General features: G+C 65.4%; 20 protein-coding genes. 8 read left to right on the top strand and 12 right to left on the bottom strand.

Annotated elements, in window-relative coordinates; all coding sequences use genetic code 11:
* The first annotated feature begins 72 nt into the window (after window positions 1–72).
* The 6 genes from IDT60_RS02495 to IDT60_RS02470 are packed head-to-tail and all read left to right on the top strand — an operon-like array spanning window position 73 to window position 7033.
* Complete coding sequence (locus tag IDT60_RS02495) at window positions 73–1122, top strand: aliphatic sulfonate ABC transporter substrate-binding protein (RefSeq protein ID WP_191080758.1); 1050 nt, start codon at window positions 73–75, stop codon at window positions 1120–1122.
* A complete protein-coding gene (locus tag IDT60_RS02490) occupies window positions 1122–2021 on the top strand; it encodes an ABC transporter permease (protein WP_191080757.1) in 900 nt (299 codons plus the stop codon). The genes IDT60_RS02495 and IDT60_RS02490 overlap by 1 nt, the downstream gene beginning before the upstream one ends.
* Window positions 2012–4006, top strand: coding sequence for an acetate--CoA ligase (gene acs, locus IDT60_RS02485; RefSeq protein ID WP_191081797.1), 1995 nt, complete (start codon window positions 2012–2014; stop codon window positions 4004–4006). The genes IDT60_RS02490 and acs overlap by 10 nt, the downstream gene beginning before the upstream one ends.
* Window positions 4003–5193 carry a dimethylsulfone monooxygenase SfnG gene (gene sfnG / locus IDT60_RS02480; RefSeq protein WP_191080756.1) on the top strand — a complete coding sequence of 397 codons (1191 nt, stop codon included), beginning with the start codon at window positions 4003–4005 and terminating at the stop codon, window positions 5191–5193. Before acs ends, sfnG begins: the two co-directional genes overlap by 4 nt.
* Window positions 5193–6542, top strand: coding sequence for an O-acetylhomoserine aminocarboxypropyltransferase/cysteine synthase family protein (locus tag IDT60_RS02475; protein ID WP_191080755.1), 1350 nt, complete (start codon window positions 5193–5195; stop codon window positions 6540–6542). The genes sfnG and IDT60_RS02475 overlap by 1 nt, the downstream gene beginning before the upstream one ends.
* Complete coding sequence (locus IDT60_RS02470) at window positions 6539–7033, top strand: CoA-binding protein (protein ID WP_164202567.1); 495 nt, start codon at window positions 6539–6541, stop codon at window positions 7031–7033. Before IDT60_RS02475 ends, IDT60_RS02470 begins: the two co-directional genes overlap by 4 nt.
* 56 nt (window positions 7034–7089) lie before the next feature.
* Here IDT60_RS02470 and IDT60_RS02465 read toward each other — a convergent pair whose 3' ends face one another.
* The 5 genes from IDT60_RS02465 to IDT60_RS02445 all read right to left on the bottom strand — a co-directional run bounded on the left by IDT60_RS02465 (window position 7090) and on the right by IDT60_RS02445 (window position 12051).
* On the bottom strand, window positions 7090–8013 hold the full coding sequence (locus IDT60_RS02465; RefSeq protein WP_191080754.1) for a hypothetical protein: 924 nt from the start codon (window positions 8011–8013) through the stop codon (window positions 7090–7092).
* A complete protein-coding gene (locus tag IDT60_RS02460) occupies window positions 8010–8561 on the bottom strand; it encodes an RNA polymerase sigma factor (protein ID WP_223884024.1) in 552 nt (183 codons plus the stop codon). The genes IDT60_RS02465 and IDT60_RS02460 overlap by 4 nt, the downstream gene beginning before the upstream one ends.
* A 259-nt stretch (window positions 8562–8820) precedes the next feature.
* Window positions 8821–9177: a DUF1508 domain-containing protein gene (locus IDT60_RS02455; protein ID WP_164202571.1), complete on the bottom strand. Its 357-nt coding sequence runs from the start codon at window positions 9175–9177 to the stop codon at window positions 8821–8823.
* A 288-nt stretch (window positions 9178–9465) separates the two neighbouring features.
* Window positions 9466–10755: an adenylosuccinate synthase gene (locus tag IDT60_RS02450; RefSeq protein ID WP_191080752.1), complete on the bottom strand. Its 1290-nt coding sequence runs from the start codon at window positions 10753–10755 to the stop codon at window positions 9466–9468.
* Window positions 10756–10986: 231 nt separating this feature from the next.
* On the bottom strand, window positions 10987–12051 hold the full coding sequence (locus IDT60_RS02445) for a M14 family zinc carboxypeptidase (RefSeq protein WP_191080751.1): 1065 nt from the start codon (window positions 12049–12051) through the stop codon (window positions 10987–10989).
* A gap of 308 nt (window positions 12052–12359) precedes the next feature.
* Here IDT60_RS02445 and IDT60_RS02440 point away from each other — a divergent pair, with 308 nt between their 5' ends.
* Window positions 12360–12995, top strand: a complete 636-nt coding sequence (locus tag IDT60_RS02440; RefSeq protein WP_164202577.1) for a uracil-DNA glycosylase — start codon at window positions 12360–12362, stop codon at window positions 12993–12995.
* 89 nt (window positions 12996–13084) lie between these two features.
* Here the strand turns inward: IDT60_RS02440 and IDT60_RS02435 are convergent, their stop codons facing one another.
* The 4 genes from IDT60_RS02435 to IDT60_RS02420 all read right to left on the bottom strand — a co-directional run bounded on the left by IDT60_RS02435 (window position 13085) and on the right by IDT60_RS02420 (window position 16360).
* Window positions 13085–13507 (bottom strand): DUF3151 domain-containing protein, encoded by a 423-nt coding sequence (locus IDT60_RS02435; RefSeq protein ID WP_191080750.1) that lies wholly within the window; start codon window positions 13505–13507, stop codon window positions 13085–13087.
* Between the two features lies 1 nt (window position 13508).
* Window positions 13509–14528 carry a class II fructose-bisphosphate aldolase gene (gene fbaA / locus IDT60_RS02430; RefSeq protein ID WP_164202582.1) on the bottom strand — a complete coding sequence of 340 codons (1020 nt, stop codon included), beginning with the start codon at window positions 14526–14528 and terminating at the stop codon, window positions 13509–13511.
* A 172-nt stretch (window positions 14529–14700) separates the two neighbouring features.
* Window positions 14701–15378, bottom strand: coding sequence for a TrmH family RNA methyltransferase (locus tag IDT60_RS02425; RefSeq protein ID WP_370590716.1), 678 nt, complete (start codon window positions 15376–15378; stop codon window positions 14701–14703).
* Between the two features lie 19 nt (window positions 15379–15397).
* A complete protein-coding gene (locus tag IDT60_RS02420) occupies window positions 15398–16360 on the bottom strand; it encodes a hypothetical protein (protein ID WP_191080749.1) in 963 nt (320 codons plus the stop codon).
* A gap of 292 nt (window positions 16361–16652) precedes the next feature.
* Between IDT60_RS02420 and IDT60_RS02415 the strand changes: the two genes are divergently transcribed.
* A complete protein-coding gene (locus IDT60_RS02415) occupies window positions 16653–17483 on the top strand; it encodes an HAD-IIA family hydrolase (RefSeq protein WP_223883854.1) in 831 nt (276 codons plus the stop codon).
* Here the strand turns inward: IDT60_RS02415 and IDT60_RS02410 are convergent.
* From IDT60_RS02410 to IDT60_RS02400, 3 genes are all read right to left on the bottom strand, one after another.
* The gene (locus tag IDT60_RS02410) at window positions 17480–18529 is read right to left on the bottom strand and encodes an alpha/beta fold hydrolase (RefSeq protein WP_223883853.1); all 1050 of its coding nucleotides are present in this window, start codon (window positions 18527–18529) and stop codon (window positions 17480–17482) included. The genes IDT60_RS02415 and IDT60_RS02410 overlap by 4 nt on opposite strands.
* 48 nt (window positions 18530–18577) lie before the next feature.
* Entirely contained in the window at window positions 18578–19150 is a 573-nt protein-coding gene (locus IDT60_RS02405; protein ID WP_191080748.1) for a hypothetical protein, read from the bottom strand.
* 97 nt (window positions 19151–19247) lie between these two features.
* On the bottom strand, window positions 19248–20006 hold the full coding sequence (locus IDT60_RS02400) for a GAF and ANTAR domain-containing protein (RefSeq protein WP_191080747.1): 759 nt from the start codon (window positions 20004–20006) through the stop codon (window positions 19248–19250).
* Window positions 20007–20067 lie beyond the last annotated feature (61 nt).

Raw genomic sequence — 20067 nt, 5'->3', positions numbered from 1 at the left:
AAAAGCCCGCCGTCGGTCATTAACCCGCGGCCGGAACTTGCGCCCTCCGCACCATCAGCGCAAAGGAAAACCATGCAGCACGCACGTCCCTTCACCCGCCGTTCCCTCCTTGGGGCAGCCGCCGTGGCCGCCGCCTCGGCCCTGGCGCTGACCGGCTGCGTTGCTGGTGAGGGCTCTTCCGGCCAGGCCGCGGCTGCGGGCAGCACGGCGGGCGGGACGCTGAACATTGACTTCGCCACCTATAACCCGCTCAGCCTGGTCATCAAGGACCAGGGCTGGCTTGAAGCCTCACTCAAGGACCAGGGCGTCACCGTCAACTGGATCCAGTCCGCCGGCTCAAACAAGGCCAACGAAGCCCTCCGCTCGGGCGCCATCGACGTCGGATCAACAGCAGGCTCCGCAGCCCTCCTGGCCCGCTCCAACGGTTCACCCATCCGCACCATCAGCATCTACTCCCAGCCGGAGTGGGCGGCGCTGGTGGCCCCCGCCGGTTCCGGCATCACGTCCGTCGCCGATCTCAAGGGCAAGTCCGTGGCCGCCACCAAGGGCACCGACCCCTACTTCTTCCTCCTGCAGGCCCTCGAGGAAGCCGGACTGAAGCCCGGCGACGTGACCGTGCAGAACCTGCAGCATGCTGATGGCCGCACGGCCCTGGAGAACGGCTCCGTGCAGGCGTGGTCCGGCCTGGACCCGATCATGGCCGGTGCCGAGCAGAAGGGCGCGACGCTCTTCTACCGGAACCTGGACTTCAACACCTACGGCTTCCTCAACGCCACCGAGTCCTTCCTCAAGGACAAGCCCGAACTGGCGCAGGCCGTGGTGAACGCCTACGAAAAGGCCCGCGCCTGGGCCGCCGCCAACCCGGACGAAACGGCACAGATCCTGGCCGACGTTGCCGGACTGGATCTGGCCGTGGCGAAGACCGTGGTTCTGGAACGCAGCAACCTGGACGTAGACGCCGCGCCCGGTGAGGCGCAGCGCAAAGTACTGGAGAAGATCGGCCCCACGTTTGTGGAAACCGGCGACGTCAAGACTCAGCAGCAGATCGACGACGCCGTGGCCTCCCTTCTCGACGACTCGCTGGTGAAGAAGGCTGATCCGTCAGCCATTAAGGGTTCCTGATGAGCAATCCGGAACACACCTTCCTCACCGGCAACAGTGTTGCGGATGAGCGCGCTGCAGCCGCTCCCGCAACATCGGCAGGCGCCGCCCGGGCGGATGCTTCGGCAACCGCTCCGGCAAAGGGATGGTCTCCCGCCGGGGTCCGTTCACGGAACTGGGCGCGCCTGCCCCTTGGCGTGATCATTCCGGCGATCCTGCTGGTCTCCTGGCAGGTGGCATCGTCCACCGGCATGTTCAGTGTGGTCCAACTGCCGCCCCCTGCAATGGTGCTGGGCGCAGCCGGCGAACTCCTGGGCCGCGGCGAACTGGGCACCCACATTGCCATTTCCACCCAGCGTGTGGTGATCGGATTCCTCATCGGCGCCGCATTGGGCCTCATCCTGGGAGCCACTGTGGGCCTGTCGAAAATTGCCGACGCCCTCCTGGCACCCACCATCGGTGCATTGCGCGCCGTCCCGTCCCTGGCTTGGGTGCCGCTGCTGATCCTGTGGCTGAAGATCGGCGAAGACTCCAAGGTCACCCTGATCATCATCGGCGCCTTCTTCCCCGTTTTCACCACCGTGTCCCTGGCCCTGCGCCACGTGGACCGAAATCTGGTGGAAGCGGCCCGCGCCTTCGGGCTCAAGGGCGTCAGGCTCCTGACCACTGTGCAGCTGCCCGCTGTGGTGCCGGCAGTCTTTTCCGGGCTGCGCCTGGCACTGGCGCAGGCCTGGCTGTTCCTGGTGGCTGCCGAACTGATCGCCTCCTCCATGGGGCTCGGCTTCCTGCTGATCGACTCACAAAACAACGGCCGCACCGACAGGCTTTTCCTGGCCATCGTGCTGCTGGCCGTGATTGGAAAACTGACGGATGCCCTCCTGGGCCTGGCAGAGAAATGGGCGGTAAAACGATGGGCCTGAGCACCGTGGACGCGATTGAAACCGCACACAACAAGCACCCCGGCACCGAAGCCGAGCGGATTGCGTTCTGGGAGGACGCGGCCCGGCGCCTGGACTGGGCCGAACCGTGGCACACCGCCCACACGTTCGAGAAGGCAGAGCTCCTCAGCGGCCCCGACGTCCCCGCCGACGAAGCGGAATACTCGGTCCCGCGCATCGAATGGTTCGCCGGCGGACGCCTGAACGTGGCCTACAACTGCGTGGACCGCCATGTGGAGGCAGGGCGCGGCGACAAGGTGGCGCTCTACTTCGAGGGCGAACCGGGAGACCGCCGTGCCATCACCTATGCCGAACTCCAGCGTGAAGTGGCCAAGGCCGCCAACGCGCTCCTGGCATTGGGCATCACCAAGGGCGACCGCGTGGTCATCTACCTGCCCGTCATCCCCGAAACCGTCATCATCACCCTCGCCGTGGCCCGCATCGGCGCCATCCACTCGCTGGTGTTCGGCGGCTTCTCCGCGGAGGCGCTGAAGTTCCGTGTGGAGGACACCCAGGCCAGGCTGCTGGTCACCACGGACGGCCAGTTCCGCCGCGGCGTGGCCGTGCCGGTCAAGGACAACGCCGATGCGGCCGTCGCGGGGGACAATGCCATCGAGCACGTCCTCGTGGTCAACCGCACCACCCCGGCGGACCAGCTCGCTGCCGTTTCCATGACTGAAGGCCGCGACGTCTGGTGGCATGACGCCGTCGGAAACGCTGCGGACGTCCACGAGCCGGAAGCGTTCGACGCCGAGACTCCCCTCTTCATCATGTACACCTCCGGCACCACGGGTAAGCCGAAGGGCTTGGTCCACACCTCCGGCGGCTACCTCACCCAGGCGTCCTGGAGCTACGAGCACCTGTTCAGCAACCCGGATCCGGCCCTCCGTGACGGCGACGTGCACTGGTGCACGGCGGACCTCGCCTGGGTCACCGCGCACACGTACGAAATCTACGGACCGCTCTCCAACGGCGTCACCCAGGTGATCTTCGAAGGCACCCCGAACACCCCGCATCCGGGCCGGCACTTCGAAATCATCGAGCGGTACGGCGTCACGCAGTACTACACGGCTCCCACGCTTGTCCGTTCCCTGATGGGCTGGTTCCCGGACGGCGTGCCGGACACCTACAACCTCTCCTCCATCCGGATGCTGGGCACCGTGGGCGAAGCTGTCAACCCCGAGGCCTGGCGCTGGCTGCGGCAGAACGTCGGCGCCGGCACCGCCCCCGTGGTGGACACGTGGTGGCAGTCCGAAACCGGAGCGACCATCCTCTCCCCCGCCCCCACGGACACCGACTTCAAACCCGGGTGCGCGGCTCGCCCGCTGCCCGGGGTGAGCACCAGGATCGTGGACGACGCCGGCAAGACAGTTCCGCCGGGCGTCCAGGGGTTCATTGTGGTTGACGCCTTTGGGCCGTCCATCGCGCGGACCGTGTGGGGCAACCCCCAGCGCTACCTCGATTCCTACTGGCGGCAGTATGCCGAGCAGGGCTGGTTCCTGGCCGGCGACGGTGCCAAGTACGACGCCGACGGCGATATCTGGATCCTGGGCCGCGTGGATGACACCCTCAACGTCTCCGGACACCTGCTGTCCACCATCGAGATCGAATCGGCCCTGGTGTCCCACCCGGACGTGGTGGAGGCCGGCGTCTGTCCGGTGGCTGATCCGAAGACCGGACACGCGATTGTGGCGTTTGTCGTTTTACGGGGCGACGCTGCGCAAGACTGTGCCACGGACCTCCGCAACCACGTCGCGAAGGCGATCGGCCCCATCGCCAAGCCGCGCGACGTCGTCGTGGTTCCTGACGTACCCAAGACGCGCAGCGGCAAGATCATGCGCCGGCTGCTGACGCAGCTTTTTGAGGGGACCGCCCTGGGCGACACCACCTCACTCCAGAACGAACCGGCGATCGCCGGCATCCAGGACGTCCTGCGCGAGCGGACCCTAGCAAAGGAAAATTCATGACAGACATCAGCAACGTAGCCCGTCTCTCTGAGCCGCTGAAGTTCGCCTACTGGGTGCCGAACGTTTCCGGCGGCCTGGTGGTTTCCACCATCGAGCAGCGGACCGGCTGGGACTTCGACTACAACAAGAAGCTGGCGCAGATCGCCGAGAACTCCGGCTTCGAGTACGCCCTGACCCAGACGCGCTACGCCGCCTCCTACGGCGCGGACAAGCAGCACGAAGCCACCTCGTTCAGCCTGGCCCTGCTGGCCGCGACCGAGCGCCTCAAGGTCATCGCCGCGGTCCACCCGGGCATGTGGCACCCGGGCGTGCTGGCCAAATACATCATCACGGCGGATCACATCTCCAACGGCCGCGCCGCTGTTAACATCGTCTCCGGCTGGCTCAAGAACGAGTTCACCAACTTCGGCCTCGAATGGCTGGAGCACGACGAACGCTACGTCCGCACCGAGGAGTTCATCAAGGTCCTGCGGGGCCTCTGGACCGAGCAGGAATACAGCCAGTCCGGCAAGTACTACAACATCACCGACTTCACCCTGAACCCGGCACCGGTTGACGTTCCGGGCCGCGCGCACCCGGAGATCTTCTTCGGCGGCAACTCCACGGCGGCGCAGGCTACCGCCGGCCGCGTGGCTGACTGGTACTTCTCCAACGGCAAGGACCTGGAAGGCTTCAAGGAAAACATCGCCGGTGTGGTGGGCGCTGCCGGCGGGACCCGGCGCGGCACGGGCGGCCCGCTTGACGCACCCAAATTCGGCCTGAACGGCTTTGTCATCGCCCGCGATTCAGAAAAGGAAGCCCGCGACACCCTGCGCGAAGTCGTGGCGAAGGCACACAAGCCGGCAGTCCAGGGCTTCCGCGACGCCGTGCAGGAAGCCGGCGCGTCCACCAAGGACGGCAAGGGCATGTGGGCAGACTCGAGCTTCGAGGACCTGGTCCAGTACAACGACGGCTTCAAGACCCAGCTGATCGGCACCCCGGAGCAGATCGCCGAGCGGATCGTCGAATACAAGAAGATCGGCGTGAACCTGTTCCTCACCGGCTACCTGCACTTCCAGGAGGAAGTGGCGGCGTTCGGCCAGGACATCCTGCCGATCGTCCGCGAACTCGAAGCCGACCTCGCCCGCAAGAACGGCACGGAACTGATCCCCACCCGCCCCCTAGCCTCTGAAAAGGTGGCTGTCTAATGTCCGATCGCACATTTGGTTTCCGCACCCGCGCCCTGCACGCCGGCGGCACTCCCGACGCCGAGCACGGAGCCCGCGCAGTGCCCATTTACCAGACCACGTCCTTTGTGTTCAAGGACACCCAGGACGCGGCCAACCTGTTCGCACTGCAGAAGTACGGCAACATCTACTCCCGCATCGGCAACCCCACCGTGGCTGCGTTCGAGGAGCGCATCGCCTCGCTGGAAGGCGGCATCGGCGCGGTGGCCACGTCCTCCGGCATGGCCGCTGAGTTCATCACGTTCGCCGCCCTGACCCAGTCCGGCGACCACATCGTGGCCGCTTCACAGCTGTACGGCGGCACCGTCACCCAGCTGGACGTGACCCTGCGCCGGTTCGGTGTGGACACCACGTTCGTGCCCGGCACCGACCCCGCGGACTATGCCGCGGCGGTCCGGGAAAACACCAAGGCGATCTTCGTCGAGGTGGTGGCCAACCCGTCGTCGGAAGTCCAGGACCTTGCCGGGCTGGCCAAGGTAGCGCACGACGCCGGTATCCCCTTGGTGGTCGACGCCACCCTGAGCACGCCGTACCTCGTGCGGCCGATCGAACACGGCGCCGACATCGTGATCCACTCCGCCACGAAGTTCCTCGGCGGGCATGGCACCACGCTGGGCGGCGTGATTGTCGAAAGCGGCCGGTTCAACTGGGGCAACGGCAAGTTCCCCACGATGACCGAGCCGGTGGCCTCCTACGGCAACGTCTCCTGGTGGGGCAACTTCGGCGAGTACGGCTTCCTGACCAAGCTGCGCTGCGAACAGCTCCGCGACATCGGCCCGGCGCTGTCCCCGCAGTCCGCCTTCCAGCTGCTGCAGGGCGTGGAAACCCTCCCGCAGCGCCTGGACGAGCACCTGAAGAACGCGCAGGCCGTGGCCGAATGGCTCGAAGCCGATCCCCGCGTGGCCTATGTGAACTTCTCCGGGCTCCCCTCGCACCCGCACTTTGAGCGGGCGAAGAAGTACCTGCCACTGGGCCCCGGCTCCGTGTTCTCCTTCGGCGTGAAGGGCGGCCGCGTGGCCGGGCAGAAGTTCATCGAAGCCCTGCAGCTGGCCTCACACCTGGCCAACGTGGGCGATTCCCGCACCCTGGTGATCCACCCCGGTTCCACCACGCACCAGCAGCTCAGCCCGGAGCAGCTGGCAACGGCCGGTGTGCCCGAGGACCTGGTCCGCATCTCCGTGGGCCTGGAGGACATCGAGGATATCCTGTGGGACCTGGACCAGGCCCTGACCGAGGCCTCGGCGGTCTCAGCCGCTGAGGAAGACTTCACCCTGGAAGCTGATTCCTGCACGATTGGAGCACGCGCATGAGCACCGAAACCCGCACCTGGGAAGGCCCCTCCGCACCGGAGCGCCTGAACCTGCTGCGTGCAGCCAAGTCCATTGCCATTGTGGGCGCCTCGGACAAGCCGTCGCGGGCGAGCTACTTCGTGGCGACCTACCTGCAGTCATCCACCAGGTACAAGGTCTACTTCGTCAACCCCGTGGTGAAGGAGATCCTGGGCGAGCCGACGTACGCGTCGCTGGCCGATCTCCCCGAAAGTCCGGACATCGTAGATGTCTTCCGCAAGCACGATGACCTCCCCGGCGTCCTGGACGAAGCCATCGCGGCCGGAGCCAAGACCCTCTGGCTGCAGCTCGGCTCCTGGCACGAGGCAGTGGCCGCCGATGCGGAGGCAGCAGGGCTCAACGTGGTGATGGACCGCTGCGTGAAGATCGAGCACGCCCGCTTCCACGGCGGCCTGCACCTGGCCGGTTTCGACACCGGCGTCATCTCCTCCAAGCGGCAGCTCCTGTCCTGACGGAAATGACAGGAGCGGTAGTCCTCAGAGCATCATCTCCCTGAGGACTACCCTGCTTAGCGGCTGAACTTCTTCAGCCAGATTGAACCGGGACCGGCATTGCCGGCTCCGGTTTTTTCTGTTCCTGCCGGGTCTGTTGTTGCCGGTCCAAGGATTGCCGGCGTCAGGTTGTCCACGACGGCGGCGGAGGCCCCGCCCACGAGCCTGCCTGCTCCTTCCAGCCCGGCGGCGAGGTCAGTGCCGGGCGCAGCGCCAGGCCCCTGGCCTTCCGGCGCGGTACCGTCCGGCGAGCTGCCGCCGCCGTTGGTGGCGGCGCCGTTCCGGGACGCCCCGCCGTCGGCCGCCGGCTTACCCGGTGATACCGTGGCCCCGCCGGGGTCCTGGCTTCGGCCGGGACCGTTGCCCTGCCCGGCACTCCCCTGCACATCGTTCCCGGGGGCGCCGGTTCCCGGCCGGTTAGGTCCCGGTTCTCCGGTCACCTGATGGCTGGTTCCCTGCCCGGGCAGCGATGAGCCGTCCGACAGTGGATCGTCCGGCCCTGAGCCGTCCCGCACGGTTGCGTCCGGGGAGCCGGGCCCGGCCGCGGGCGGCCAAGGCAGGTCCCCGGCTGCTTCGGCGACAGGGATCCCGGTGACGGTCCAGGACGGTGCCCAGTCCTGCAGCATGTGCTGGACGGAGCGGCTGGCGTTGGGACCCGGAGCCGGGGCCGTGGCCGCCACCCCGGTGACGCCCAGGCCCATCCCCGCGATGACGGCAAGGCTGGCAGCAGCGGTCCGGTGGCTGCGGCGCAGGCGATGGCGGGCCAGTTGGCTTGGCTGCGCCGACAGCAGTGCCGCCAGTTCCCCGCCGGGCGCCGGAACCGGCAGGGACGCCAGCGCACCCAACGAGAGCAGTGTGGCCCGAAGGCCTGGGTCCGTTTCGCCGGCGTCGAGCAGCATCTCATCCACAGTGCGGAGCAGAGGGCTGGTGTTGGAGGTCATGGCATCACATATTCCTTCACTGCGGACTGCTCGCGCAGCCGGATCAAAGCGCGGCGCTGGAGCTGTTTCACGGCGCCTCCGCTTTTGCCCATAACCTCCGCCGCCTGCTCAATGGTCAGGCCCGCTATCAGGCGCAGCGTCAGGACCTCACGCTGGTCATCCGGAAGGACACTCAGCAGACCCTGCACCTCCTCCGGTGAGACACGCTCCATCACCTCGTCCTCGGCAGAGGACTCCTCGCGCACGTCCAGGTCGGGTTCGAAGGGAAGGACAACAGGGGTGCGGCGCCGCCGCCGGTGGTCGTCCACCATCCGCGCGTGGGCCACCGAGAAGACAAACGTCCGCAGTCCTGCCACACCGCCGGTGACCGTCTGCAGCAGAGGAAGGACCGCCAGGAACACTTCCTGCATAACAGCCTCCGGATCTTCTACCCCGCGGGCTGTGAGGTAGCCCAGGACCTGTGATGCATAGGACCGGTACACGATGCTGAAGAGCTCCGGTTCCAGGGCGCGCGCATGCCAAACGTCGTCTGTCAGCGCATAGGTCACGGACATAGGGCTTTCGGTGAGGGGGCTCTGCCTGCCCCGCTAACTTTACCCGCCGGTAACCATGCCCGCCGGCAGCGGGCGGTGCACCGTTGAGGAGCAAAAGAGCCGGCCTGGAACCTGATGGGGGACAAGTTCCAAACCGGCGCTACAAAGGGGTAATCGTTGCGGACCCGGCGGGGGTTACGCCCGGTCACTAAGAATTTTTAAATTTCTTGGCTTGGGCCGCGGCGCCTTCCCCGGCGCCGCGCCAAAACGCTTCTTACACGCTGCCGCGCACGGCATTGAAGTGGGCAAACGCGCGGACCCGGCTGACCGGCACACGCTGCACGTCACAAGCAGGTTCGGCTGCGGGGGCCTGCACAGCGACGGATGGTACGGCCACGGACCGGGCCGGCACAGGAGCCCGTGCAGGGGTGCGCCGGTCATGGCGCTCAGCGGCGGAAAGATCGGTCACGAGCCCGGTTCCGGCGCACTCGCGGGCGGCGGCGATTCCGGCTGCGACGGCGGACTTGTCCGCGAAAGCCCCGGACACCGCCACCACGGTGCCATCAGGGGCCTTGAGGCGGAACCTGAAGAGGGAATCAGCGTCGAGAAAAACTTCAAACATTCCGGCCATAACAAAAATCCTTCCGGTCGGCGGGGTTCCTGCTCGTGGCGTCGTTGTCACGTGGCAGGCCCGGACGCATCCCTGCGCCATGTTCCCGCGGGTCTGGTCGAACGATCTGTTGATCCATTCACCCTATGTGAAAAGTCTCCCGGCCGCGCCTGCAGCCCCACAAGACCGGCGGCGTTAACCCTGTGTAAATTGCGTGCATCCACCCGCGGACCGTCCGCCTGTCCCGCAAAAACGGCGGCGGACCACCCCCGAAAAGGGTGACCCGCCGCCGTCGGACGTTCCGGAACGTCAGCTGTTAATGAGGTCGTGCACCACGATGGTCTGGTCCCGGTCCGGGCCCACGCCGATAGCGGAGAAACGCGTCCCGGAGAGCTTTTCGAGGGCCAGCACATAGTTGCGGGCGTTCTCGGGAAGGTCTTCCAGGGTGCGGGCTCCGGTGATGTCCTCGGTCCAGCCTTCGAAGTACTCGAAGATGGGCACCGCGTGGTGGAACTCGGTCTGGGTCATCGGCATTTCGTCGTGGCGGACGCCGTCAACGTCGTAGGCAACGCATACCGGGATCTGCTCGATGCCCGTCAGGACGTCCAGCTTGGTGACGAAGTAGTCCGTGAAGCCGTTGACCCGGGAAGCGTGGCGGGCCAGGACGGCGTCGTACCAGCCGCAGCGGCGGGGACGGCCGGTGTTGACGCCGAACTCACCGCCGGTCTTCTGCAGGTACACGCCCATGTCGTCGAACAGTTCCGTGGGGAACGGGCCGGCGCCGACGCGGGTGGTGTAGGCCTTGATGATGCCGATGGAACGCGAGATCCGGGTGGGACCGATGCCCGAACCAACGGACGCACCGCCGGCCGTGGGGTTGGAGGAGGTCACAAACGGGTATGTCCCGTGGTCCACGTCCAGGAACGTGGCCTGGCCGCCTTCCATCAGCACAACCTTGCCCTCGTCCAGGGCATTGTTCAGGACCAGTGTGCTGTCGATGACCAGCGGGCGCAGCCGCTCGGCGAAGGACAGGAAGTAGGTGACGATCTCCTCGACCACCACGCTGCGGCGGTTGTAGACCTTGACCAGGAGTTCGTTCTTCTGGCGCAGTGAGCCTTCCACCTTCTGGCGGAGGATGGATTCGTCGAAGACGTCCTGGACGCGGATGCCCAGCCGGGCCACCTTGTCCATGTAAGCCGGGCCGATGCCGCGGCCGGTGGTGCCGATGGCGCGGCTGCCGAGGAAGCGCTCGGTGACCTTGTCCAGCACCTGGTGGTAAGGCGCGACCAGGTGGGCGTTGGCGGACACACGGAGTTTGGAGGTGTCCGCTCCGCGGGCCTCCAGTCCGTCGATCTCCTCGAACAGTGCTTCGAGGTTCACCACGCAACCGTTGCCGATGATCGGAACCGCGTTAGGGCTCAGGATGCCTGCCGGAAGGAGCTTAAGCTCATACTTCTCACCGCCTACGACGACGGTATGGCCGGCATTGTTGCCGCCGTTCGGCTTGACGACGTAGTCAACACGGCCGCCAAGAAGATCGGTGGCTTTGCCTTTTCCTTCGTCGCCCCACTGGGCTCCTACGATCACGATTGCTGGCATGGGATCCTCCCCCATTCGTTCGGGCCGCACAGTTTGTCCACCGAATGGCAGATCCGGTGCGGCGCCGTTCATGAGAATGCCCCGGAGGCAACGCCCGTCCGGACCGCGACGGCGGCCGGCCACGCAAGAGTTCCGGGGCTCTTACCACCCAAGTTTAGCCGATCACAGACTTTCTCCATTCAGGAGGCGTCCCGTGGCCCTTCGTGAGCGACAAAGGACCACGGGCAGGCACTACTCGCTGTCGGCTTCCTCGCCCGGCCGGGACGTTTGGGTGGCCAGGCTGTCCCAGAAGGAGGTGTCGGCGTCGGCAATGGACCCATCTGCGATGGCCGCAGCCGTGGCCGTCAGCGTGGTCACTGTCTGTTTGATGAGGTAACCGTTGCTGCGGAGACCGAGGGCGTAGCCATCCAGGTAATGATCCGACATGCCCCGCATTTCGAAGAGCAGGGTGGCGATACCGTACTCCACTGCGATGCCGTTGCGGCTGATTGTCTCGGCGCTGCCGCCGACGTACTTGCCCAAGTGGCCCCAGCCGGTGGAGTCAACGTTATTGAACACCACGGCACCCAGCTGTTTGGACTTGTCCACAACAGCGGGATCGGCGTTGGGGGTAGTTGGGTACAGGATGGACCCGGAGACCAGTTTCCCGTCGCGCTCGCTTCTGATGCCTTGGTGGTGAAGGTCAATCATGTAGTCAATCTTGTACTTGGTCATCACGTTGTTGTGCAGCGCCTGCGTCTCGGGCTGAACCTTGGCCACATGGTCCCGGTTCAGGTCCACTTCCTCGGCGTTGTACCGCGTCATGTTGCGGTCGCCCTTAGCCAGATAGTCATCAAGCGGGAAGTTGACGTCTCCCATCGCACCGTCGGCGTTGAGCATGGGAACGATAAGGACGTTCACCCCGCCGAGAATGTCCGCCGATTTTCCGGTCCCGAGGTGCTTGACGAATTCCAGGGCACCCTCGGTGGTGAGTTGCTCGTTGCCGTGCTGCTGGGTCAGATAGAGGATGGTGGGCTTGGCCGGATCCGACAGGTACTTCACCAGATGAATATCCCGGCCTTTGACGGTCTGGCCGATCACTTCCAGTTCCATGGCGGATTGGCGGGCGTCCTGGTCTTGCAGGAAGGTGACCATCTGGTCATAGGTGGCCAGTTTGGACGTGGTGATCTGGCCGTTGCCGTCATAGTTGGGCCCTTCGCCCACGGCGTTCGCCAACGGCGCCGGCGCGGCCACCGCCGCCAAGGCCAATGCTCCGGAAACGGCGAGCGTCTTCAAGGTTGCCAGAGTTTGCTTCACGGGGCGTTACCTCTTTCGAGTGCAAGTAGGGTGCGAACCAGCCACACAATCTCTGTTGCGAACTGTGACAGCAGCCAACCAAGCTATACGGATTAAGTCAATGTCCGTGACTAGTTTGCGGCTGACGCCGATACGGATTAAACCATTCATACACCGGCGTTTCGCTTTGCGGGACTTGATAGACTGATATAGATCGACTAGGAATCGGTCCACACCACATTTCAAAACCATCCTGGAATGGCTGCGCCTCCCCGCGCCCATTTTCCGGATTGGCGCAGCACCGAGCCCCGCAGGAGACACTTCACTTCATGACAGCCCTGGCCCCCGAATCTTTCCGTGAACAGCTCATGAGCCGCCGTTACGAGCCCAACGTCGCCGCCGTCAACGAGCTGTGCGATTCCCTGCAGAGCGTCAAGCCCCACACCCAGGTCCCCTACGTCGACCCCATGCACGACGTGGACGAGTGCCGCATCATCAGCCTCTACTCCAACATCGGCGAGGCCGACCCGTCCGGCTTCATCACCGCCGGCGACGACGACGCCGCCACCCGCATGCTCGGCATTCAGTGGAAGCTGGGCCTGCGTCCGGAATTTGTGATGCCGTGGAACGTCCACCCGTGGCACACCCCGGGCGAGCTCAACGGCAAGTTCACGCCGGACCAGATCTCTTCCGGTCTGAAGCCGCTGCTCAAGTTCCTGGCTTTGGTTCCCCGCGCCTCGGTCATTGTTGCCCACGGCACCGAAGCCAACCGCCTGGCCAACCTGCTCCTGAAGACCGAGGTCCCCATGATCTGGCGCCGCGGCCTGAAGACTTACAAGGTCCGCTCGCTGAGCGGCCGCGCATTCGCCGGCACACCGGCCCGCCAGGAGCAGTACCTCGAGGAAATGCGGGTCGCCTATGCAGACGCCATGGCCCGCACCGGCCTCGCGAAAGCTGCCAGCTGACTTAACCCGGCGCAGACGACGGCGGGCGGTCACCTTTCTTCCGAAAGGTAACCGCCCGCCGTCGCACTTTAACCGCCTTGCTGTCCAGGCTATGAGGCCTCGATGGCTGCTTTCGCGGCCGGGTCCGAGTCGTTCAGGAACTTCTCGATGCGCTCCGGTTCCTCGGCTTCGCCGATGGCTGCTGATGCACGGCCGAGCGAGTAGAGCGCCCGCAGGAAGCCGCGGTTGGGTTCGTGCTCCCACGGGATGGGGCCCACGCCGCGCCAGCCGTTGCGGCGCAGCGAGTCGAGCCCGCGGTGGTAGCCGACGCGCGAGTAGGCGTAGGAATCGATGGTACGGCCTTCGGCCCACGCCTCTTCCGCCAGGATGGCCCACAACAGCGACGAGGTGGGGTGCTTCTCCACCAGGTCAAGTGCCTCCTGGCCCAGGGCCAGGTGCTGGTAAACCTCGGTCTCCGCAGGAAGGAGGGTGGGCTCGGGGCCCATCAGGTTCTTGCGAAACTCGTCGGACATACTAGAACGTCTTTCCGGCGGAACCGAGCTGCTTGGTGGCTTCGACCACACGGGCGGACAGTCCGGCTTCGGCGGAGGCGCCCCAGACGCGCGGATCGTAGAGCTTCTTGTTGCCCACTTCACCGTCCACCTTCAGCACGCCGTCGTAGTTGCGGAACATGTGATCCACCACAGGACGCGTGTACGCGTACTGGGTGTCGGTATCGATGTTCATCTTGATCACACCGTAGGACACGGCGTCCGCGATCTCCTGGTCCGAGGACCCGGACCCGCCGTGGAACACCAAGTCAAACGGGCTGTCCTTGCCGAGCTTCGCACCCACCTGGGCCTGGATGTCCTTCAGGATCTCCGGACGCAGCTTCACCCCGCCGGGCTTGTACACACCGTGCACGTTCCCGAACGTCAGGGCCGTGATGTAGCGGCCGTTCTCCCCGGCACCGAGCGCCTCAATCGTGGCCAGCGCATCCTCAACAGTGGTGTACAGCTTGTCGTTGATCGCGTTCTCCACACCGTCTTCCTCGCCCCCGACAATCCCGATCTCAACCTCGAGAATCATCTTCGCGGCGGCCGTGCGCTCCAGCAGCTCCCGCGCGGTGCTCAGGTTCTCGTTGAGCGGCTCGTGCGAGCCGTCCCACATGTGCGAGTTGAAGATCGGGTTCCGGCCGGCCTTGACCTCGGCCTCCGATGCTGCCAGCAGCGGCAGGACAAAACCGTCCAACTTGTCCTTGGGGCAGTGGTCCGTGTGCAGGGCGATGTTGACGCCGTAGTTCTTGGCCACCTCGCGGGCGAACGCGGCGAAGCCGAGCGAACCGGCCACCATGTCCTTCGTCGCGGCGCCGGACCAGTACGCGGCACCGCCGGTGGAGACCTGGACAATGCCGTCGGACTCGGCCTCAGCGAAGCCGCGCAGTGCGGCGTTCAGCGTCTGCGAGGACGTGACATTGACGGCCGGGAACGCATAGCCGCCGGCCTTGGCACGGTCAATCATCTCGGAGTAGATCTCTGGGGTTGCAATGGGCATGCTGACTCCTATGCTGAGTTTTCGTCTGTGGGTTGTGACCCTGGAGTAGACCTCTTACGGCTAGCCACCATCCTAGCCATTTCTCCGCATCCGCAGTGTTTCCGGTCACGCACACCGGTAACACTTTCGCTTGCGGCCTCGCCGAAATGTCACCTCGCGCGCGGAAGAGCGGCTAGGAAACGTGCTGGTTGAACACGTGCCGGCGGATCCAGGCGTGCATGGCGATCGCGGCCGCCGACGCTGCGTTGATGGACCGGGTGGAGCCGAACTGCTCAATGGACAGGGTGGCCAGGGCGGCGTCATGGACTTCGGGAGTGAGCCCGGGGCCCTCCTGGCCGAACACCAGCACGCAGTCCTTGGGCAGTTCGTAGGTTTCCAGTGGCACAGAGTCCGGGAAGATGTCGATGCCGATGATGGCCAGCCCTTCGCCCTGTGCCCACGCCACGAAGTCCTCCACGGTGGGGTGGTGACGGACATGCTGGTAGCGGTCGGTGACCATGGCCCCGCGCCTGTTCCACCGGCGTCGTCCGATGATGTGGACTTCCTTGGCGAGGAACGCGTTGGCGGTGCGCACCACCGTGCCGATATTCATGTCATGCTGCCAGTTTTCGATGGCAATGTGGAAGTTGTGCCGCTTGGAATCGAGGTCCGCCACGATCGCGTCGTGCTTCCAGTAGCGGTACTGGTCCACCACGTTGCGCCGGTCGCCGTCCGCCAGCAGTTCATGGTCCCAGTGGTCACCTTCGGGCAGATCGCCGTCCCAGGGCCCGACGCCGACCTCCGGCTTTGGCGCGTATTCCTCCTCAGGCGGCGGAACGGGCAGCGGGGGCTTTTGGGGGTGGTCAGTCACCCTCCAACTCTAGCCGGGGTCAGCCGCCCAGCTTCCAGCGGTTGGCGCGGTAGGAGTTGGCGATCTTCTCGAGCAGTTCCGGGTTTTCATTCCAGTAGGTCGAGTGTCCGCTGACGCCCACCATCTGCGGGGTGCCCCAGGGCGTGACGCTGAAGAGGTTCACTGCCTGGATGGTCTCGCCGCGGGCGTTGAGGCAGGCAAAGCCGATGACAACCGCCTCGGTCCGGCGGAACTCGCGGATTTCCGGGGTGGTGGTTTCGAAGTTGCCGGTGCACTTGTGGCCCACGAGGTGCTGCGGCAGTTCGGCGGCCGGCATGGCCGTGAACTTGGCTTCAATCTCTTGGATGGCGGCCCGGACCTTGGCGGGTTCCTTGCCGTGTTTGCCCTCTTCGGCCTCGGCGAAGAAGGCGAATGCGAGCGCGATGCCGTCCCCGTCCCGTTCCTCGGTACCCTGTGCTTTCTGCTGCATGGGGGTGCCGGAGACGGGGTCGGTGGTGATCCCGAACGTGTCATCGCCTGTCCAGGCGGCGAGGTACTGGAAGGACGACTCGCCGGTGACAAAGCGGCTGAACAGCGGGTCACCTTCGGCAGGAATGTTCGCGGGCCCCTGCAGATCGGCCCAGCCGGGCGGGAGTGCGAAGGCCCCGGCGGGCACCTCCTCCGATGCGGCAGCGTCCGACGGCGCCGCATCCTCCGGCGTTGAATCTTCCGGAGCAGCGCTTTCCTCCGCTGCGCCGGACGTTGGCACGGGAGCGGGATCGTCCGCACCCCGCGGTGTGGCGAAAGTGGGAATCACCCATACGAAGACGGCGACGAGGGCAACGATCACCGCGGCGGCAATACTGCCGAGGACGATGAACAGGTTCTTTTTGCTGTGCGGGGGCTGCGGATTCTGCCAGTTTTGCAGGCCCTGCTCCGGAGGCAGCGGGTTGCCCGCTGCATCCCTGTGTGGCGGCGGCGGCGCGCTGAAGTTGTTGCTCATGGCGGTCCCTCTCAGGTGCTGGCGGGCATCCGCGGTTCGCGCGGCACCCGGTGTTTTCCGATGACGGGGACCAGCCGGCGCAGGCCGGCACGAACAAACCACCGCGGCCATCCCCCGATCCGCAGCCGATGGGCACCGTGGTACCAGCAACGAGCCTAGCCGACAGGCGAGGTGGCCCGGTGCGCCTGCCTCACCCGGCCGCCACCGATATGGCGCCTCCGCCCTCTCAGGTGCCGGACCCAAAGAATGACAGACTGGACCAGGAAAACAGGCACTTCTTGTGGAGGTTGACGTGGCAAAAGCAGACCAGGTAGTAGGAAATCCGGCGGTTTACCGCAGCGGCCAGGAGATCGAATGCTGGCTGACAGACATGGACGGCGTCCTGGTGCACGAAAACCAGGCCGTCCCGGGGGCCGCCGAGCTGATCCAGCGCTGGGTGGATACGTCCAAGCGCTTCCTGGTGCTGACCAACAACTCCATCTTCACTCCCCGCGACCTGGCGGCCCGGCTGCGTGCCTCCGGCCTGGAGATCCCCGAGGAGAACATCTGGACCTCCGCCCTGGCCACCGCCCAGTTCCTCAAAGACCAGGTGCGGGGGTCCGGCTCAGGAAACCGCGCCTACACCATCGGGGAGGCAGGGCTGACGACGGCGCTGCACGAGGCGGGCTTTATCCTCACCGACCAGGACCCGGACTTTGTGGTGCTCGGCGAAACGCGCACCTATTCCTTTGAGGCCATCACCATGGCCATCCGGCTGATCCTGGCCGGCGCCCGCTTTATCGCCACCAACCCGGACGCCACCGGCCCGTCCAAAGACGGCCCCATGCCTGCCACGGGGGCCATCGCGGCGCTGATCACCAAGGCCACCGGCCGGGAACCCTACATCGTAGGCAAACCGAATCCCATGATGTTCCGGTCAGCAATGAACCAGATCGATGCCCATTCCGAAACCACGGCCATGATCGGGGACCGGATGGACACGGACATCATTGCGGGCATGGAGGCCGGCTTGCACACTGTCCTGGTGCTCACCGGCATCACCCAGCGCAATGACATTGCCGCCTACCCGTTCCGGCCAAACCAGGTCCTGAATTCCGTGGCGGACCTGAAGAACCAGATCTAGAAGACGCTCACTTTCGAGCCGCCGCGGGGCAGCGGGAAGAAGTCGTCCATCAGGCCCTCCACGATGGGCCGGTACACCAGGGGACTCCAGCCCGGACTCGCGTGGGCCGGGAGGGCTCCTTCGGTCTGCCGGTCCATGGACACCATGTGCGGGCCGAACGCGGCCGACCATGCGTCGCGGGCCGTCTGGTACTGCACCGTGCGGTCCCTGGGGTTGCCGATGTAGGCCATGCGGGTGCTGCCCAGCTGGTCCACAAAGCGGTTTCCGTCGAAGTGGTAGATGTACGCCGACTCCGACTGGATCAGCACGCTGGAGGGTGCAATCGGCGAGAGCTGTTCCATGGTCTGGTCGAAGATCTGGCGCCAGGTCCGCTCATCCTTGTGGATGACCCGCTCCCCCAGTTCATAGCTGCCGCGCAGCACCGAGGGCACCCGGAAGCCGCGCTCATAAAGGAACACCACGCCGTCGAACCAGCTCTCATCCAGCACGTCGCTCCGGCTGTAAGGACTCGAATCGAGCAGGATGAAGTCCACCTCCACGCCGTGGAATTCGCGAAGCCGCGCCGCCACCTGGGTGGCAACCATGCCGCCGAAGCTGTGGCCGTAGAAGTAGAGCTTGGTGAGCTTCTTCGCACGGACGTGCTCGATGACGGCGATTACCACCTGGTCGATGTCCAGTCCCTGATTGGAATACCCGACGGCGGCAAGCTGGCCCCGCTTGTTCAGCGCACCGCGCAGGGCGTTCAGGATCCACTGTGCCTCTTCCCAGCTGGTCTTGTAGCCCGGGAACAGGAACCAGCTGGCGTTGGGATAGTAGGCGTCTGCGAAGTCGTCCGGGACCTGCAGGATCCTGTTGACCTGCCGCTCGGCCTGGACATACCGGGTGAAGAGCATGTCCGCGGCAAGTACGGCGGAGGCACCTGTCCCGGCCAGGAATCCGCGGCGTGAAAAACGCTTGAGGGCAGCCGCTTGCGACAGCAGCCGGGCTTGGTGGATTCCGGGCTGCTCTGGCTGTTCCAGCGGTTCTGCTTCCTCTCTGTACGGCACGTCTCTACCGTAGCCATATGGGAAGCCGCCCCCGCAAGCGGAGCCGCGTCAGCTGACCGACTGGTTCTCCGCCGGCGGGTTCACGAACGACGGGTCCAGCAGCTCACTGAGCGGAGTCCGCCGGACAATTTCCTGGCCAATGTCGTTGTAGCGGCCCAGCAGGTCCGAACCGCGGACCGTCCCGGGATCATCAAGAAGGGAAAAGACAGTGTCGCTGGCCGCAAAGAGCTCGTCGTCGGAGTATTCCTCCAAAGGGCGGCCGGGCAGCGCCACGAGGGACGGCTGGCTGGCCTCTTCGCTGTCACCGCTCTGCCACGCGGCCTCGTCCATTGTGAGCACCAGCGAGACGCCGCCTCCCGCGGTTCCGACTGCGCCCTCCATGGCGTTCAGGTCCTCGCGGAGCCCGGCCAACGCGGCCGATTCCACCAGGGAGGCCCGGGACAGGTCCACGTTGACGTGGGACTGGACGCCCCTGCTGCGGAGGTCGTGGATCATGTGGACCAGGGACGGGCGGGACGCCTGGCTGAGGTTCCCGAGGACGTTGATCCGGACGGTGTTTGTCAGCCCGTCATGGCTGGTGCTGGCATTTAAGCTGGTGTCGGCGTTAAAAGGGTGGTCCATAGGTACTCCAAATCAAGGGGTGTCTATGGCCGACGGCTCAACCTCGGCAAGCTTAGCCTCCGGATGGGACCGGCACAAACGGACCGGGCCCTGGGCGTCAGCCCGCCTGCGCCTGTCCGGGCTGCTGGTAATGGGTGCGGGTGCCCGCACCTCCCACGGAGTCCACCAGCGCCTTGGCAATATCGCGCAGTTTCGTGTTGCTGTTGCTTGAGGCGTCCGTCAGGATCTCCACGGCTGCGTCCTGGCTGCAACGGTTTTGCGCCATCACCACGCCAATCGCAATGTCGATGATGGTGCGGGACTCCAGCGTGGCACGGAGGTTCGTGGCGTTATCGCTATGCAGGGCGAACCTGACGGCCAGCCGCAGCGCCTGGGAAATCTCCCTGGTGAAACCGCGGGCCTTGGCCGCGGCCCGCTCGTCAAATTTGTTCGGCACATCCGAGTACAGGTTGAGTGCCGCCCGTGCCTCGCCCTGGAGGTTAAAGGGCAGCGACAGGACAGAACGCAGCCCATGGGACGCCACGGCATCAGCGTAGGCCGGCCCCCACCGGTCCTCCTCGAACAGGTCCGGAACGTTGACTTCGCACTGTTCCTCCGCCGCCGTCAGGCAGGGGCCCTGCGAGAGCGAGTACTGGATTTCGTCCACTTCACGGGCATCGTCACTGCTCCAGCCGATGGTGGCAGCCTTGCGGTCGCGCAGAAGGGTGATCCCGCACAGGGCGTCGTCACCGTCACCTGCCATCTGATGCGCCGAAAACCTCGCCAGCTCGTTGAGGAACTCCTCAAAGTCCAGGCTGTCCAGGATGAGGTTCTGGATGTGGGCGGTGGTGTTCAGCGGTGATTCTGAGGGCAGCATGGCGTGCGTTCTCCCATTGGTGCGAAAAGGCCTGAGGAAATTATACCGGCCTTGCCCGCCA

This window comes from Pseudarthrobacter sp. BIM B-2242 (assembly GCF_014764445.1).
GTDB lineage: Bacteria > Actinomycetota > Actinomycetes > Actinomycetales > Micrococcaceae > Arthrobacter > Arthrobacter luteus_A.
The sequence above is the reverse complement of the archived record's forward strand: the minus strand, read 5'-3'. Positions and strand labels throughout refer to the sequence as shown.

Bases quoted from the DNA above. Each gene is read 5' to 3' on its own strand.
- IDT60_RS02490 (WP_191080757.1), top strand. From the start codon at position 1,122: ATGAGCAATCCGGAACACACCTTCCTCACCGGCAACAGTGTTGCGGAT.
- IDT60_RS02475 (WP_191080755.1), top strand. From the start codon at position 5,193: ATGTCCGATCGCACATTTGGTTTCCGCACCCGCGCCCTGCACGCCGGC.
- sfnG (WP_191080756.1), top strand. From the start codon at position 4,003: ATGACAGACATCAGCAACGTAGCCCGTCTCTCTGAGCCGCTGAAGTTC.
- IDT60_RS02420 (WP_191080749.1), bottom strand. From the start codon at position 16,360: ATGAGCAACAACTTCAGCGCGCCGCCGCCGCCACACAGGGATGCAGCG.
- IDT60_RS02455 (WP_164202571.1), bottom strand. From the start codon at position 9,177: ATGGCCGGAATGTTTGAAGTTTTTCTCGACGCTGATTCCCTCTTCAGG.
- IDT60_RS02435 (WP_191080750.1), bottom strand. From the start codon at position 13,507: ATGTCCGACGAGTTTCGCAAGAACCTGATGGGCCCCGAGCCCACCCTC.
- fbaA (WP_164202582.1), bottom strand. From the start codon at position 14,528: ATGCCCATTGCAACCCCAGAGATCTACTCCGAGATGATTGACCGTGCC.
- IDT60_RS02465 (WP_191080754.1), bottom strand. From the start codon at position 8,013: ATGACCTCCAACACCAGCCCTCTGCTCCGCACTGTGGATGAGATGCTG.
- IDT60_RS02495 (WP_191080758.1), top strand. From the start codon at position 73: ATGCAGCACGCACGTCCCTTCACCCGCCGTTCCCTCCTTGGGGCAGCC.
- IDT60_RS02470 (WP_164202567.1), top strand. From the start codon at position 6,539: ATGAGCACCGAAACCCGCACCTGGGAAGGCCCCTCCGCACCGGAGCGC.
- IDT60_RS02450 (WP_191080752.1), bottom strand. From the start codon at position 10,755: ATGCCAGCAATCGTGATCGTAGGAGCCCAGTGGGGCGACGAAGGAAAA.
- IDT60_RS02440 (WP_164202577.1), top strand. From the start codon at position 12,360: ATGACAGCCCTGGCCCCCGAATCTTTCCGTGAACAGCTCATGAGCCGC.
- IDT60_RS02400 (WP_191080747.1), bottom strand. From the start codon at position 20,006: ATGCTGCCCTCAGAATCACCGCTGAACACCACCGCCCACATCCAGAAC.
- IDT60_RS02405 (WP_191080748.1), bottom strand. From the start codon at position 19,150: ATGGACCACCCTTTTAACGCCGACACCAGCTTAAATGCCAGCACCAGC.
- acs (WP_191081797.1), top strand. From the start codon at position 2,012: ATGGGCCTGAGCACCGTGGACGCGATTGAAACCGCACACAACAAGCAC.